The sequence below is a fragment of the Microvirga medicaginis genome (assembly GCF_052658925.1).
Map to the genome: position 1 here is coordinate 72,319 of NZ_JBQWEL010000010.1, position 14,593 is coordinate 86,911.

A 14,593-nucleotide genomic window follows, 5' to 3' on the forward strand; every position below is an offset into this window, starting at 1 on the left:
GACATTGGATCAATGATCCCTAGGCTATGAGTGCGGAGCTTCATCTCCTGGCGCTAACGCTGAGCGCCGTCGCATATCCTGCAACGTGCCCGAGGGACGTGATTGCGAGCAGACTGATCGGCAATGCATATTGACCGGTCCAGTCATAAGCATAACCGGCGACAAGTGGGCCGGCGGCCATACCGAGGCCCGAGGCCATGCGGCAGATCCCGAGGATGCTTGCGAGAGTAGCGGGATGGGTCATGAGCCGCGCGGTGGCGGCGAGTAGTACCTGCTGTCCGCCAAATGCGATGCCCGCAGCGATTGGGAATACGAGCAGCGCACCTGGTGCAGCAAGCGCCGCGGCTATCGCGACGGACGCGAAGGTTGCGATGATCCCGATGGCTGCGATCATCATCACTCTTCCCGGGCCCCGCAGATCACAGAGATGGCCGGACCAGAGGCGCCAGACGAAAAGGATCAGGCCGGCCAGCGCAACGACCCATACGGCAAGGCTTTCGGCCAGGCCATAATGCTCCAGAAGTGCGATCTGCTGGGTGACAAGTCCCTGATAGGCTGCCGAGCCGCAGAAATAGGCAACGGCGAGTGCTAGAAGGGGCAGGAGGGGCGACTTGATCGAAGGCCCGTCGGCCGGCCCCTGCTGCAATCGCCGAACCGGATCCATGGCCAGGAGATGGAGAGCGCCACCGACGAGAGCCACCGAGCTGCCAAGGATAAAATAGGCCGTGCGCCATCCGGCCTCCACGATGATCCAGTGGATCAAGGGAAGTCCCAGGAAGGTGGCGAAGCTCGATCCCGCATCAGCGATAGCCATCGCGGTCGCCGGGCGCTCGCGGAAGCGGCCTGCCAAAACCGCGAAGACAGCGTATGAACTTGTGCAGTGGCTCCCGATGCCGCCGATCACGCCAAAAACGATCCAGTAGACGTCAGGCGTTTCGACCAGAGTCACTCCACACAGGGCGAGTCCCAGAACAAGCGCCGCCGCCGCGAGCAGGCGACGGCTGTCCCACCGACCCAATGCATAACCGAAGGCCGGAGCCGTGAGGGCATTGGTCAGCGCGAAGACGCTGAAAGCCCCCGAGATCTCAGTCCTCGACCAGTGGAGCTCTGCTTCAATAGCGACGAGAAAGAGGCTGAATGAGGTCCAGATGAGCCCGGAAATGGCCATCAGGATGAAGGCCGTGGCCAGACGGGTACGCTTTGCCAGACGAACCCGATGGCTTCGGGCCTTCAAGCCCGAAGGAACCACGTGGTCGAGAGCCGTCACGTTCGGACTCAGTGAACCTGGAAGCGCCGGACCATGTCCCAGTTGAGCTCAAGACCGAAGCCGGGCCCTTGCGGCACCTGGATGATGCCGTTCTTCGGGTTGGGACGGTTGGCGATCATCTCGGCCCAAATCGGATCGCGTGCCGGCTCGAAGCATTCCACGCAGACACCATTCGGAATCGCCGCAATCATGTGCATGGCGATCTGCGCTTCTTCGTGGTGCCCGACGCGGATGTCGTGCAAGGCGCACAGGGCTGCCGCCCGCCGCCATTCGGTGATGCCTCCGGCTTCCGAGGCGTCGAAGTTCACAATGTCCACCGCGCCCTCGGCAATGAGGCGACGGACGCCGGCGCTCGTGGCCTCGCTCTGGCCAGCATCGATGGGGATGCTCGTGGAGCGGCGCACCTGCGCCATCATTCGTGCATCGTCATACCAATGGCATGGTTCCTCGAACCAAGCGATGTTGTACTTCTCGATCATGCGCGCGAAGCGCGTGGCTTCCGAGACCGGCCAGCCGCGATTGGCATCGACGGCGATCAGAAAGTCGTCGCCGGCGCCCTTGCGGGCGGCCTCCACACGCTCGGCATCCTTCTCGGCGGACAATCCGCCGACCTTGACTTTGCAACCGGCAAGGCCCGCATTCTTCAAGCGCTCCATCTCCTTTCCGAGATCGGAGAGAGTCTTGCCCTCTTCGTAATAGCCGCCAATGCAGATGATCGGTAACTCCTGGCGATATCCGCCGAGCAGGCGGCAGACATTGACGCCAGCTGCCTTGCCCATGAGATCCCAAATCGCGCTGTCGATGCAGGCAATGGCCTCCATGACCAGCTTGCGGTCGCGGTTCCACTCCGCTTGCTTGAAGAGCTTCTGCCAGATGCGCTCGACGGCGAAGATCTCCTCGCCGATCACGAGCGGCACAAGCTCTTTCTCGATTATGTCGACGACCTCCGGCATGTGATCCCGATTGTCACCGTTATAGACCTCGCTGATCAGGCCTGTGTCGGTTTCCATGCGGGTGATGATGGTGCATCTCTTCGTGACGTTGTACCGGCTGCCGCCGAAATTCTTCGAGAGAGGGATTTCAACGGCCATGACCGTCATGTTCTTGATCTTCATGATAACCTCAGGACTAAGGGATATTGCGTTGAAACCTATTCGCCCTTGGCGCCGCCCTCGGAGAGGCCGACGACCAGTTTGCGCTGGACAAGCAGGTAGAACAGGACCACGGGGATCGTGACGAGGACGGCGCCGGCCAGAAGCATGCCCCAGGAATAGATGTTGTCCTGCCCGATCCAGGTGGCGAGGCCGAGCGGCAGCGTCTTGTTGCGCTCGGAGGAGGTGAACACGAGCGCGAACAGGAACTCGTTCCAGGCGTGATTAAAGGCGAAAACGCCCACTGAAACGATTCCGGGGAGGGCAAGTGGAACGGTTACCCGGTACATGGCTTGCAGGCGCGTGCATCCGTCGATCATTGCGCTCTCTTCAAGGCTCACGGGGATCGCATTGAAGTAGGACCGCATGAACCAGAGCGCGAGCGGCAGGGTGAAGGCGGTATTGGCGATGATCAGCGCGATCAGCGTGTCGGCCAGGCCGAGCTTGACCACGTAGATGTAGAGCGGAAGAACGATGAGAACTTCCGGCAGCATATAGCAAATCAGCGCTGCATTCGAGAACGCGGCGATGCCGAAGAACTTGAACCTGCTGAGGCTGTAGGCGCCTAGACCACCAATCACGAGCGACAGAAAGGTGGCTCCGCCGGCCACGATGAGACTGTTCGCGAAATATGTGGGAAAGTTGGTTTGCACGAACAGGTCGCGATAGTTCTGGAGCGTCCACTCCTGAGGCAGGAAAGTGGGCGGGGTCGCATAGAGCTCGCCGCCGGGCTTGAAGGAGCACAGCACCATCCAGAACAGCGGGAATCCGACGACAGACACCGCTGTGAAGACCAGCAGGTACAGCATGATGCGCGAGGCAAGATGGTGCACATCGGCCATCTCATAGTTGCGGCGTGAGCGATCCGAGGCGATGGACAGGGTCGCGGACGTCATTGGCGGGCCTCCGCGCGCTTGATCAGGACGAAATACAATCCAAGGAGAATGACGAGAATGCTGAATGTCAGGATCGCCACGGCCGCGGCGCGTCCGAACTCGAAATCGGAGAAAGCCTTCAGATAGACGAGAATCGGCAGTGTCGTTGTCGCATCGAGGGGACCGCCTCCGGTCATCAGGTAGATGATCTCGAACTTGTGGAAGGTCCAGATGGTGCGCAGAAGCGCCGTCAGCAGAAAGACTGGCATCACATAGGGCAGGGTGATGCGCCAGAACTGCTGGAAGCTGCTCGCGCCGTCGATCTTCGCTGCTTCGTATTGCTCCTGTGGGATCGCCTGAAGAATGCCCAGAAGGGCAATCACCGCGAAGGGGAAGAACTTCCACACGCCCACTAGGATCACGGACATCATCGCCAGGGACTGGCTGTTGAGCCAGAGCAGCGGTTTGTCGATCACCCCGATGGAGATGAGGCCTGCATTGATGATGCCCACGATATCGTGGAACATGTAGCGCCAGGTGAGTACGGCCACGACGGTGGGGACGAGATACGGCGCCAGGATAATGGCGCGGGCGATGCCGCGAAACGCGAAGGTTTTGTTGAGAAGAAGCGCCAGACCGAGGCCCAGCACCATCTCAATCGACACGCTGCCGAAAACCCAGACGAAGGTGTTCCACAAGGCCGTGTAGAAGGCTTCGCTGGTCAGAGCCCAGGCGAAGTTCTCAAGGCCCACATAGGGGCCGGACATCTCGCCCATGCCGACATCCTGCGTGGCCGTGACGAACACGGTGATGGTTGGCACGCCGGCCAGTAGCAGGAGGAAGAGTGCGCTCGGGGCTAGCGTCGCATAAGCTAGCGTGCGATCGCCGGAAAGCGCAGCGCGGGTTTCAACCATTAGCGAGCCTCCGTTCACTCACAATTCCGGTGACCGGGAGCGCCTTGCCGCTTGCAGTATCAAAGCGCCGCAGATCGCTGGTCGCAACGGCAAAGGTTGCCTCCGAACCAATGATGGGCGAGTAGGTCACGCTCGATGGAATTCGCGCAATCGCGGGCGTTTCGGGCAGATTTCCTGACACATGGCCGTAAAGCAGCCGGTCGCCCCCGAGATATTCGACACGATGGACGCGGAATGCGATGCGCGTGATTTCGCTTCCTGCCGGGTAGTTGCTCTCGGGCAGAAAGTTTTCGGGTCTGAAGCCTAGGGTGATATCTCCTTGTGAGGCGAGGTTCATGGGCGGTGAGCCCATGAAGGTGGCGACAAAGGTATCGGCAGGATGCTGGTAGATCTCCTCCGGGGTGCCGATCTGTCGAACCGTTCCAGACTGCATCACGACGATGCGGTCACCAAGGCCCATAGCTTCCACCTGATCGTGGGTGACATAGACCGACGTGACGCCGACGCGATCCTGAAACTGGCGCAGCTCCTCGCGGGCCGAGTGACGCAGTTTCGCGTCGAGATTCGAGAGCGGCTCATCCAGGAGGAAAACATCCGGATCGCGCACAAGGGAGCGTGCCAGGGCGGTGCGCTGCCGCTCGCCGCCGGACATCTGACGGGGCTTGCGCTTCAACAGCTTGCCGAGCCCCACAAGACCGGCGGCCCATTGCACTTTCTCGTCGACAAGCCTGGAGTCCGCACCACGCACCCGCAATGGGAAGGCGATATTCTCGTATACCGTGAGATGCGGGTAGAGTGCGTAGTTCTGGAACACCATCGCGATGTTGCGGTCCTTCGGCTGAAGCCGGGTCGCAACCCTGTCGCCGATGACGATATCGCCATAAGTCGGCAGCTCAAGTCCCGCAATCATGCGAAGCAGCGTGCTCTTTCCGCATCCTGACGGCCCGAGGAGGACCAAGAATTCGCCATCATTCACGGTAAGGCTGACATTTGAAACGGCAGTGTGATCCGCAAAAATCTTACTGACCTGTCGGATTTCAAGTCGCGCCATGGAGTTATCTCGCGATCTGGGATTGAACAGGCAGGCCCACTTCAGCAATCAGTTGCCGGGCCTGGGCTTCAAGTTGTGCATCGGCATCCCCGATACGGTGAAGGACTCGATCAATCTCCCCTGTGTCATGCTCAAGGCCCGTCTTCCGACGGGCGAGCATGTCGAACATCCGCTCCGGAGCTGGGCCGCCCGTTACTGTCCGGGTCTTTAGGTTCTCGGCCGGATCAAGGGCCGTCCGGACTTTGCTCTCGGGAATACCGAGAGGATGTCCGAAGAGGGCCTGTGAGGCTGCATCGAGGTCCGACGTGGTGATGTCCGTCGCAATGCGACTGGCCTCGATCGTCTCACGGACGACGCGCCCGACGACGTTGTGAGCCATCCGGAAGGACATCCCGGTCTCGCGGACGATAATGTCCGCAAGCTCGGTCGCCGTTCCAAATCCAACTTCCGCCGAGCGCCGCATGACATCGGCACGCACCTTGAGTGAGGACAATGCGCCCTCGAACACCAGAAGTGAGCGGATGACCCGCTCGATCGTCTCAAGGGCGGGAGCATTGGGTGCAGAGACGCCGTCGTTGACATCGGCCAAAGCCGTGTTCTTGCTGCAGGCCAGCACGGTATTGAGAGCACCGATGGCGATGGCGGCGACAGCTTTCACATGCTCCAGCGCCTGCGGGTTCTTTTTCTGCGGCATGATGCTGCTGACACTGGAATAGGCATCATCGAGCTCGATGAAGCCATATTCCATTGTGTTCCAGCTCTGGAGATCGGTGGCAACCCGCGAGACGCCCGTCATGAGGATCGCGACAGCCGCAACGGTCTCGTGCACGTCGTCACGGATGGCGACGCCATCGTAGCCGATCTCGACCAAGCCCGAGAAACCGAGCAACCGGCTCGTCATTTCGCGATCGATGGGAAAACCCGTGGTGGAGAGGGCGCCGGAACCGAGTGGACTTCGATCGCAGCAGGAAAACGCGCTAGCAAGCCTGCGGAAGTCGCGTTCGACGAGATCGGCGGCGGAGAGAAGATAATAGCCAAAGGAAATGGGCTGCGCATGCTGCGTGTGTGTGTAACCCGGCATCACCGTGTCGATGTGCTTCTCGGCGAGATTGACAAGGGTGCGGCGCAGACGCAGGACAGTGGCTAGCAGATCGAGGAGGCGGGTCCTTAGAGCCATCCGCCAGGATGTAGTATGCAAGTCGTTGCGGCTGCGACCAGTATGAAGGCGTCCACCTGTGGCAGGGCCGAGGCGCTCCACGATAAAGCGCTCAATATAGGAGTAGAGATCCTCCTGGCGGTAGTCGATAGTCAGCGCGGACACGCCGGCCTGGCGCAATTCCAAAAGTGTTGCAAGTATCTGCGCGACTTCCGAGCGGTCGACGATCTTGCGTTCTGCCAGCATGAGCGCGTGAGCCAGATGGATCTTCAATTCGGACTCGAACTGGAACCGGATTCCGGCTGCAACCGCCGGAGCGTAATAGGAATCGACCATGGTCTCTGCGGGCGGGGATTTGACGCGTTCGCGCAGAGATACGACCGGCGGATTCGCCTGATCCTGGACCATGAAAACATCTCCGAAAAATGGGGTCCGCGTCGCATGACGCGGACGCTGGGTTCTTGCCGCGACGGTTACTTCTTGAGCTCGTCGACGATGCGCTTCATGCGCTCTTGGCCCCATGCGGCGGCCTTGGCGGGATCCTCTCCCTGGAGGACAACGCGCTGGACGACCTCGGCAGGAATGCCGCGGGCGACAATCGAGCCGATATAGGGGTTGACCACACCGGAGCGGATCACCTTGCCGTCCTTGAAGACCGCACCGGCCTCGGACTCGAAGTCGAGGGAGTTGGAGGTATCGAAGGACAGGCGCCCGATATCTTCACGTCCGTTCAAAACTTCTGCGGCGCCCGCCTTGATCACCTTCTCCTGAACGCCTTTCAGGGGCGGAATGAGGTGCGGGTACGCCGTGAGCGAGAACTTCTCGAGGCGCTCGCCCGTCACGATGAACTTCAGGAATTTGCGGGCCGCATCAACATTCTTGGATCCGACGGAGGGTGAGGCGAGGGCGAAGCTGTTGGCGTTGACGAATTTGACCGCCACGCCGCTCGGGCCCACCGGCATGGGCTTAGCACTCGTCTGCTTGAAGATTTCCGGCGTGTTCGCTGCTGCATTGGCCGCAAGGCGTGGGGCATAGATGTCGAGCCCGATCTTGCCTGTCAAATAGACGTTGATCATGTCGCCGTAGGAATACGAGCTGATGCCGGACGGCGAGTAGGCCGCCATTTCCTTCAGGAACGTGAGGGCCTTGATTGTGCCGGGGTTGTTGAACGTGACGTTCAGATCTTTGTCGAAATAGGTGCCACCGGCGTTCCAGATCATCTCCGAGAGATAGATGCTGGTCATTCGGTTCTTGCCGGCCGGAAAAATGAAGCCGAAGTTGCCGCTATCGGTGAGGGCCTTGGCGGCTGTTTTGAGTTCATCCCAGTTCTTGGGTGTTTCCAGCCCCTTCGCCTTCAGCAGATCGTCGCGCTGCCACAACACGCCGTAATTGCCCAAGGTGTACGGGATATCGTAGGTCTTCCCCTCAACAGGGACGAGCGAGCCGGCGACATAATCCTGCGCGCCGATCTCGTTGATGACATCGTCAAGTGGGACAAGATATCCCTTGCGGGCAAACTCGAATCTCTCCTCGGGGAGAAGCTTGAAGACTTCCGGCATCGTCTTTGTATTGATGGAAGCCAAGACCTTCTGGAGGCGTCCGTCGGTGCTGACGGCCTCCATCTCGATTTTGATGTCTGGGTTCGCCGCCTCGAATTCCTTGATCGCTTTGTTGTAGAATTCGATGCTCGGTGGATCCGTCTCGTTATGTAAAAAACGGACAACCTTGGTTTGGGCCAGCGCCGATGTCGAGACAAGGGCAAGTAGTAAAGAGCTGACAAGTCCTGCGCCAACTCGCGCCTGATGGCATCGCATGTATTTCCTCCCTATGTTATTTTGTTTCTTCTGGGCTAATCTGCAAGGATATGCCCGAAGCTTTATTGTTGGAGGATATGCTAGCGGTCATTTGTGATCCGTCCAGTACATGGTAGTAATATCGGATATCCGAAATCTGGATGGATTTGCTGTGAACCTGGAGCATTTGCGGACCTTTACCCGCGCAGCCGAATTGGGAAGCTTCACCAAGGCCGCGGTCTCTCTCGGTGTGGCCCAGCCGACGGTCAGTCGGATCATCAGTGAGCTGGAAGCAGAGTGGGATGGCCCGCTTTTCTATCGGACGGGACGTGGTGTTGCTCTATCGGAACTCGGCCAGGAAGCTCTGATGAGGGCCCAATCTCTGTTGCGGGAGGTCGAGCAGGTCTCGGAGGATTTAAGGGCCTTCAGCCGCCTTCCGAGCGGGAATGTCTCGCTTGGCTTGCCGCCGTCGCTGATCTCTTATGTTATTCCAAAACTACTCAACCAGCTACGCCGCGAAAGGCCGGGGATCCGCCTGCGAGTCTACGAGGGTTTCAGCGAGCAGATTGAACGCTGGCTGTCGGAAGGCATTGTGGATGTGGGCATCTATAGCAAGTACAAGGAAGGCTCCCTCAAAGGGAGCGGCCTGATGCTGAACTCGCGGCTGGTTCTGGCTGGCGTTGCTGCCCATTGGGATCTGCCTGATGAGATCGATTTCGAGCAGCTTGCAAATTTTCCCCTCGTTCTGCCTGCGCTCACCAATGGCCTTCGAATGGCCGTTGACGCTGTTGCCAAACGCATGAGGATCGAGCTCACGATCGTTGCCGAGGCGGACTCGATCCTTGCCCAGAAGGAGATGACGCTGAATTGCGGCTGCTACATGATCAAGGCTCCGCAGACCATCGCAGGCGAGAAGCATGATGGCATTTTTGCGAGCAGCGTGATTCGGAACCCCTACATCAACCGCCATGTCGTCTTGGTGACCGGGCAGCAGAAGCCGCTCAGTCGTGCATCTCGCGAGGTAGCTGCACGCGCGACGTCGATCCTGCGGGGATTTTCTAGCGACATATAGGCTATCGAGCAGATCTCTTAGAGACCGAATCGTGGCTATTCGCCGGCAATATAGGAATGTCGCCTTCTGGCACGAGGCTGACCTTCGCCGAAATTCCGCGTTGTGGCGATAAGCGGACCTTCGTTGACCCCGCAATACATCGCTTTTTGATCCGTTGCAGACCTTGGGCTTGCTTGGTCATCGGACAAGGAGAAGGACGGTGGCAGTCACAATATGCTATCATCGCCAGCCGCTCGCCGGGCCTGCCCGATCGAGGTTGGTGACAAAGCTTGGCGACTGGCACCTACTTGGCACACGGGGCCTGCGATCCCCTCATGAGGCGATATGCTGAAGTATTTCGTCCAGCTCGGCTTCACCGAGGACGCGTCGTCATGTCGTCAATTCAATCCGACATCGACCGACTATCTAGTCTAACCCAACTGATACGCCGAAGAGCCGGGTTCAGGTCGATGTCCAGACCGCGATGGGGACATTCCTGCTGACCTGCCGCCTGATCTCGACGCTCGGCGCTGGCGTCGTCCTCTACTGCTTGGGGTGACAGTCCGCAGGACTGGTGCCTCTATTTCGAGGCCATGGCGTGAACGCGGATAATGCAATCGGACAACCATCGCGCGACGTTCAAGCAGCAGCAGGACATGCTGAAGCGATCGCTGATGAATTGGCTGCTCGATCCGCTGCTGAGTGCACGTTCATGAGCGTCACGGCGGGCATGAAGCCAAGCCTGCTGAACTTCACGGGAGGACGGCGCCTGCCCGTGATCGTTCAGGCGGAAGCCGCGGAGTGCGGTCTTGCGTGCCTGGCCATGGTGGCTTCGTATCATGGCCACAAGACAGACCTGAATGCGCTTCGCCGACGCTTTCCCGTCTCGCTGAAGGGCGTGACCCTGCGTAGTCTCATCCAGGTGGCTGGCTACCTGCATCTCGCGTGCAGGGCGGTTCGCTTCGAGCTCGGCCATCTGCCGGAACTGCGGCTGCCGGCGATCGTGCACTGGGATCTCAACCACTTCGTGGTTCTCAAGGCCGTCACGCGCAAGGGTATCATCATCCATGATCCGGCCTCCGGCGAGAGACGCTACCCTCTCGAGGAGGCATCGAAGCACCTGAGCGGTATTGCCGTCGAGCTCACTCCGACCGAGACTTTCACGGGGAAGGACGAGCGGACCCAACTCCCCTTGAGGGCTTTCTGGGGACACATCCGGGGAATGCCGCATGTGCTGGTGCAGATCCTCGCCCTGTCAATCGTGCTCGAGGTTCTCGTCATCGCCAGCCCCTTTTACATGCAGGTTACGATTGACGAGGTCATCGCGCGGGGCGATGTCGATCTCCTGCTCATCCTGGCGCTCGGTTTCGGGTTGCTGACGGCGATCACGGTGGTGTCCACGGCCCTGCGATCCCACATCGTCCTGATCCTTCAGAACACGCTGCACTTCCAGATCGGCGCGCGCCTGTTTCACCATCTGGTCCGGCTGCCCCTGTCGTTCTTCGAGAAGCGGCATATCGGCGACATTCTTTCGCGGTTCTCCTCAATCGAGCCGATCCGCAATCTCCTTGCGGAGGGTGTCATCACCGCCCTGATCGATAGCCTCATGGCCGTCGCGACCCTGGTGATGATCTTCATTTACAGTCCTGTGGCCTATAACACCCTCATCGGCGATATGGGCAGTTCATTGTCCGGAGGCCAGAAGCAGCGGGTGCTCCTGGCCCGCGCGCTCTATCGGCAGCCCAAGATCCTTTTCCTCGACGAGGGCACGGCCCATCTTGATGTCGAGAATGAACGGCATATCAACGAAGGCCTCAGGAGCCTTGCGATCACGCGTATCAGCGTCGCCCATCGACCGGAGACGATGGCGGGTGCGGATCAGATCCTTCACATCGACCGGACCGTGAGCCTTGCGACGGTTCCAGGGAGAAAGGCCGTGACGGGCAGAAGCCGCGCCCCGGCCAGAAGGAAGGCAATGCCGACAGAGCGTTGAGATAGGGCCATCGGCGTGTTCAGGCGATCACGAACCGGGACCTGTCCGGATGCGCGCCTGAAGGGCCTTGAGCTACCGGGCGACAAGGGCGCACTGCTTCCGGTGGCACTCTCGTGGGCGACGGATGGGGCGGTCGAATGGTCGGGGATCGCGGCCATGGGCTTCCTCTGGTTCTCATCGATTGCGGCGTGGCCTCCGTCCCAGGTGGGCGGACTCCGCAAGGCGGCAATCCTGCCTTTGGGGGCACCTCTCTGGGAGTAGTGTCACGAACTCACCCCAATCGCGCGTTATGCTGTCGGTCCGGTGGCAATGGCTTCGGCGTGCCGGATGCCTCCGGAGAGGCCGAGGGATCATGACCAGTTTGGAGCGCATGACCGAACAAGAACTGGTCGCGCATCTGTGTCAGCTCGCGGACGAATGCGACCGGTTGGGCCGGGAACTCGCCCGCACGGAGCAACGGCAGCGGTTCAGCAAGGATGCCCAGGACGTTGCACGCGCGGCCCAGGACGGGCAGGGGCTGCTGACCCGGATGAACCGGCTCATGGACCGGATGCGGGCCGCCGAGGGCCACCTGATGCGGATCAGGGGGCAGCTCCGTCCCCTTCCGGTCCCATGAGGCGCATTTCGGCTGACGCCCGTCCGGAACCCACAATCCAGCCCCTTCCGTACCCCGAGGGGATAGGTAGAACATCTATATTGCACAGTTTTGGGGGCGCGATTTACGGTCGTAATAGTTCTTACCCTTCGGTGAAGCCATGCCCGCCAAATTCGTCCGCAGCGTCTCGCTCACCCAGGAACTGACGGCGCTCATTGATGAGAAGATCGCCACCGGTCATTACAGCAGCGCGAGCGAAGTCGTCCGCGCCGCCCTGCGCCTCCTGGCCGAGCAGGACCGGGGCCATGGCCGTCGGCGCCGGGCCTCCTCCGAAAGCGACCGCGATGTCCGATAAGAGCCAGTCGCTGTTGGCCCGCGCCAGGGCGATCTTCGGGGATCGGGAATCTCTGCCCCAGCAGATCCTCGACAGCGTGACGGACTATGCTGTCGTGGCCAGTGATCTCGAAGGCCGCGTGACAAGCTGGAACGAGGGAGCGCGGCGTATCCTCGGATGGACCGAGGAAGAAATGCTCGGTCGGCCCATGGACCGGTTCTTCACGCCGGAGGATGTCGCAGCCGGCGCGCCCGCCCAGGAGAGGCGGACGGCCTATGAGAACGGGTTTGCCACGGATGAGCGCTGGCACCAGCGCAAGAGCGGCGAACGGTTTTGGGCCAGTGGCGAACTCACCCCGCTGAAAGAGAGTACCGGCGAGATCGTCGGATACGTGAAGGTGCTGCGTGATCGGACCGAGCAGCGACGGACCGAGAGCGCCCTTGCGGCCTCGCGGGAGCGGACCTTCGAGATCCTGGAAAGCATCTCCGACGCCTTCTATGCCCTCGATCCGCAATGGCGCTTCACGTACGTCAACCGCAAGGCCGAGGAATGGTGGGGCCGCAGGCGCGACGACCTGATCGGCAAGGATTTTCGCGGGGCGTTCCCGCAGGTTGTCGGCTCCGAGCCCTACGAGGCCCATCGAAGAGTGATGCGGGAGCGGCAGCCCGTCCGCATCGAGGCCGTGTCCGCGATCCTCCATCGGTGGGTGGAGGTCAGCATTTATCCGACCAATGACGGCGGCTTGTCGGTTTACTTCCGCGACATCAGCGAACGCAAACGCGCGGAGGAGGCCGAGCGGCAGCTCGCTGCGATCATCGAGTCGTCGGACGATGCTATTCTGAGCATAGACCTGACCGGCGCCATCGCAAGCTGGAATCGGGGCGCGGAACGACTCTACGGCTACCGCGCCGAGGAGGTGATCGGCCAGCCGATCACGATCCTGCTCCCGGCGGACCGGCGCGACGAGGAGGCAAGGATTCTCGAACGCATCCGCCACGGCGAGCGTGTTGAGTCGTACGAAAGCATCCGCCGCCGCAAGGACGGTAGCCCGGTCGAGGTCTCGCTGACAGTTTCGCCGGTCCGGGATGCACAAGGTCAGATCGTCGGCGCGTCGAAGATCGCCCGCGATATCACCGGGCGCAAGCAGGCCGAGCGCCTGCAAGACCTTCTGGTGCATGAACTCAATCATCGCGTGAAGAACGTCCTGGCCACGGTGCAGGCGCTCGCGCGGCAGACCTTCGGCAGTGGGCAGTGGGACACCACGGCGCGCGAGAGCTTCGAGGCCCGCCTGCTCGCCATGTCCAAAGCGCACGACCTGCTCATGCGCGAGAACTGGAAGGGGGCGGAGCTGTCACAGGTCGTTGCCGAGGCTCTTGCGCCGTACCAGCGCGACCGCTTCGAGATCGGCGGGCCGAGCCTGCGGCTGTCCCCGAGCGTGGCCCTGGCGCTGAACCTGGCGCTGCACGAGTTGGCGACCAACGCCGCGAAATACGGGGCGCTCTCGAATGCCTCGGGTCGGATCGCGATCGCATGGGAGATTCAGCCAGGCGATCCACCGCATCTTCTCCTTCGCTGGCAGGAGAGCGGCGGGCCACCGGTTTCGCCGCCGACCCGAAAGGGCTTCGGTTCGCGCCTGATCGAGCGCGGTTTGGGGCATGAACTCGCGGGCGAGGCCAGGATCACCTATGACCCCGTCGGGGTCAGGTGCGAGGTGAAGGCCCCCTTGGCCGATGAGGGGCAAACGGATGAGTAGGCAGCCGGAACACGTGCAGCACCGCTGATGCCTGCGCCATGACGATCACCATGACGGGTCGCCTGATCGCGGACTGTCTTGCAAGTGGGTTTGGAAAGCTCCACGCGCCGGAGCCTGACGTCAGGCTCGAGGGATAAGCGAAGGACCTGAGTCTAGGGAAGCACTTGCAGCAGGAGCGCGTAGCCCGCGACGGAGAGCATCACGATGCAAGCCAAGGCAATGGTGGCCTGCTTCTCGAATTGAACGAGCTTGATTTGAGCGTCCGTGGCCGGGGAACGAAGTCCAGACTCGGGAACATTCATCGAGCAACCCGCGTATGAAATTTATGGGTGCTTACAAACGCCGCAGTAATCCGGAAGATCCCACGTGCCTTGTCGAGGACGATCATGAGTGGCGACTGGTCCCCGGTCAGCGCCGCGCCGCGCGACGGCACGCCCGTGATCCTCTGGATGATCGAGGACGAGACACCACCTGACATCCCGTGGCATGTGGGGTTCTGGGCCGTCAAGCCAGGCGTGGGCATCGGATGCTGGCATCTCTTCGGCGATCCCCCGCGCATTTGCTCGGACCGGCAGATCCGCGGCTGGAGACCGCTTCTCCGCGATCGTTGAGCAAGCACTCGATGCCCATGGGGTTCCTGTGGCAGTCGCAGGATGAAAA

Annotated in this window: 15 protein-coding genes; 7 read left to right on the forward strand and 8 right to left on the reverse strand. The window is 60.9% G+C overall.

The features are described from left to right. Nucleotides 1-40 precede the first annotated feature (40 nt). The 7 genes from ACUXUR_RS14245 to ACUXUR_RS14275 all read right to left on the reverse strand — a co-directional run bounded on the left by ACUXUR_RS14245 (nucleotide 41) and on the right by ACUXUR_RS14275 (nucleotide 8,228). Nucleotides 41-1,267, reverse strand: a complete 1,227-nt coding sequence (locus tag ACUXUR_RS14245; RefSeq protein WP_445503022.1) for an MFS transporter — start codon at nucleotides 1,265-1,267, stop codon at nucleotides 41-43. 8 nt (nucleotides 1,268-1,275) lie between these two features. Further along, the gene (locus ACUXUR_RS14250; protein ID WP_445503023.1) at nucleotides 1,276-2,382 is read right to left on the reverse strand and encodes a mandelate racemase/muconate lactonizing enzyme family protein; all 1,107 of its coding nucleotides are present in this window, start codon (nucleotides 2,380-2,382) and stop codon (nucleotides 1,276-1,278) included. A gap of 35 nt (nucleotides 2,383-2,417) precedes the next feature. Then, nucleotides 2,418-3,314 (reverse strand): carbohydrate ABC transporter permease, encoded by an 897-nt coding sequence (locus tag ACUXUR_RS14255; RefSeq protein WP_445503024.1) that lies wholly within the window; start codon nucleotides 3,312-3,314, stop codon nucleotides 2,418-2,420. Further along, nucleotides 3,311-4,207 (reverse strand): carbohydrate ABC transporter permease, encoded by an 897-nt coding sequence (locus ACUXUR_RS14260; RefSeq protein WP_445503025.1) that lies wholly within the window; start codon nucleotides 4,205-4,207, stop codon nucleotides 3,311-3,313. The genes ACUXUR_RS14255 and ACUXUR_RS14260 overlap by 4 nt, the downstream gene beginning before the upstream one ends. Then, a complete protein-coding gene (locus ACUXUR_RS14265; protein ID WP_445503026.1) occupies nucleotides 4,200-5,258 on the reverse strand; it encodes an ABC transporter ATP-binding protein in 1,059 nt (352 codons plus the stop codon). Before ACUXUR_RS14265 ends, ACUXUR_RS14260 begins: the two co-directional genes overlap by 8 nt. Nucleotides 5,259-5,262: 4 nt before the next feature. Then, a complete protein-coding gene (gene argH / locus ACUXUR_RS14270) occupies nucleotides 5,263-6,822 on the reverse strand; it encodes an argininosuccinate lyase (protein WP_445503027.1) in 1,560 nt (519 codons plus the stop codon). 65 nt (nucleotides 6,823-6,887) lie between these two features. After that, the gene (locus tag ACUXUR_RS14275) at nucleotides 6,888-8,228 is read right to left on the reverse strand and encodes an ABC transporter substrate-binding protein (RefSeq protein WP_445503028.1); all 1,341 of its coding nucleotides are present in this window, start codon (nucleotides 8,226-8,228) and stop codon (nucleotides 6,888-6,890) included. Nucleotides 8,229-8,379: 151 nt separating this feature from the next. On the opposite strand from ACUXUR_RS14275, the gene ACUXUR_RS14280 reads away from it, so the two are divergent. The 6 genes from ACUXUR_RS14280 to ACUXUR_RS14305 all read left to right on the forward strand — a co-directional run bounded on the left by ACUXUR_RS14280 (nucleotide 8,380) and on the right by ACUXUR_RS14305 (nucleotide 13,933). Then, nucleotides 8,380-9,279 carry a LysR family transcriptional regulator gene (locus ACUXUR_RS14280; protein ID WP_445503029.1) on the forward strand — a complete coding sequence of 300 codons (900 nt, stop codon included), beginning with the start codon at nucleotides 8,380-8,382 and terminating at the stop codon, nucleotides 9,277-9,279. 709 nt (nucleotides 9,280-9,988) lie between these two features. Further along, nucleotides 9,989-11,251, forward strand: a complete 1,263-nt coding sequence (locus ACUXUR_RS14285; RefSeq protein WP_445503122.1) for a cysteine peptidase family C39 domain-containing protein — start codon at nucleotides 9,989-9,991, stop codon at nucleotides 11,249-11,251. 15 nt (nucleotides 11,252-11,266) lie between these two features. Beyond that, nucleotides 11,267-11,512 (forward strand): hypothetical protein, encoded by a 246-nt coding sequence (locus ACUXUR_RS14290; RefSeq protein WP_445503030.1) that lies wholly within the window; start codon nucleotides 11,267-11,269, stop codon nucleotides 11,510-11,512. Nucleotides 11,513-11,603: 91 nt separating this feature from the next. After that, a complete protein-coding gene (locus tag ACUXUR_RS14295) occupies nucleotides 11,604-11,867 on the forward strand; it encodes a hypothetical protein (RefSeq protein ID WP_445503031.1) in 264 nt (87 codons plus the stop codon). Between the two features lie 139 nt (nucleotides 11,868-12,006). After that, on the forward strand, nucleotides 12,007-12,201 hold the full coding sequence (locus ACUXUR_RS14300; RefSeq protein ID WP_445503032.1) for a type II toxin-antitoxin system ParD family antitoxin: 195 nt from the start codon (nucleotides 12,007-12,009) through the stop codon (nucleotides 12,199-12,201). Next, nucleotides 12,191-13,933, forward strand: a complete 1,743-nt coding sequence (locus ACUXUR_RS14305; RefSeq protein WP_445503033.1) for a sensor histidine kinase — start codon at nucleotides 12,191-12,193, stop codon at nucleotides 13,931-13,933. Before ACUXUR_RS14300 ends, ACUXUR_RS14305 begins: the two co-directional genes overlap by 11 nt. Nucleotides 13,934-14,085: 152 nt before the next feature. Here the strand turns inward: ACUXUR_RS14305 and ACUXUR_RS14310 are convergent, their stop codons facing one another. Next, nucleotides 14,086-14,235 carry a hypothetical protein gene (locus tag ACUXUR_RS14310; RefSeq protein ID WP_445503034.1) on the reverse strand — a complete coding sequence of 50 codons (150 nt, stop codon included), beginning with the start codon at nucleotides 14,233-14,235 and terminating at the stop codon, nucleotides 14,086-14,088. Between the two features lie 84 nt (nucleotides 14,236-14,319). On the opposite strand from ACUXUR_RS14310, the gene ACUXUR_RS14315 reads away from it, so the two are divergent. Next, entirely contained in the window at nucleotides 14,320-14,544 is a 225-nt protein-coding gene (locus ACUXUR_RS14315) for a hypothetical protein (RefSeq protein ID WP_445503035.1), read from the forward strand. The last annotated feature ends 49 nt before the right edge of the window (nucleotides 14,545-14,593 follow it).